Source organism: Pseudomonas fluorescens, from assembly GCF_000967965.1.
Taxonomy (GTDB): Bacteria; Pseudomonadota; Gammaproteobacteria; order Pseudomonadales; family Pseudomonadaceae; genus Aquipseudomonas; species Aquipseudomonas grandcourensis.
In genome coordinates this window covers 1-816 of the sequence record NZ_LACC01000086.1, presented here as the reverse complement: position 1 = coordinate 816, position 816 = coordinate 1, and the positions used below count along the sequence as shown (strand labels likewise).

Here is an 816-nt window from a genome sequence, read left to right as displayed (position 1 = left end):
AACGTTTTCCAGCCAATGCCGATCCTGTCGGAAGCTATGGGTCATGACCACCACCGCGGCTCCGTCGACAGCGCTGGATAAGTTAAAAGGCTCGTGGATAGGTGCAACAATGACCTGGCTTGCTCCAGGGAACCGTTCCGGGCGAGCAAAGTGCGCACGCCCGTCCACCACCGTTACATGCCAGTTCAAATCCCTGGCGAACCGCACCAAAGGCTGGGCGTCATGACCCGCGCCAAAGATCATCAGTCGGCGCTGTGGCGCGATGTATTCGAGAAAGACCTCGACTTCATCGGCACCGCTTCCGTAAATCATCAACTGAGACTTCCTGCGCGCAAGGGTACTGCGCAAATCACCCTGCAGGGCGTGTTGAAGCGCTTGGCAGCGGATGCCCTCACACGCGTTCATAAAGGCGTTCAGTCCCATTCGAGCACCGACTCGCACACGGGCTGTTCGGCCCGCGGCTATGACGGTCGCCAGTGCTGCCGGTTGACCGGTGGCCTTCACCCGTTGCAGCACATCGAGCAACAGACTCCGCTTGCCGGCATCATGCCGTTCCAGGAGTACATGCACGGTACCGTTGCAGCCCAGGCCAAACGTCAGCGCCGCGTCTTCATCATCGGCGTCCTCCTCTTCCTGGGCTGCCGTGCTGTAACGACGAACCACTGCCCCGCCGGACTCGGTCAACCACCAGGCCTTCCTGGCCAACTCCTGTTCCAGACAACCGCCGCTTATAGTTCCGACTGTCTGGCCAAACAGTGGAATCAGCATCCTCGCACCCGGACGCCGATAGGCCGAGCCCTCGACCTTGACGACCGT

At 60.7% G+C, this 816-nt stretch carries 1 protein-coding gene; it reads right to left on the bottom strand.

Going from position 1 to position 816, the window contains the following annotated elements; all coding sequences use genetic code 11:
* Positions 1 to 816: XdhC family protein (locus VC35_RS28305; protein WP_046044047.1), on the bottom strand; the 816-nt coding region annotated here is incomplete at both ends.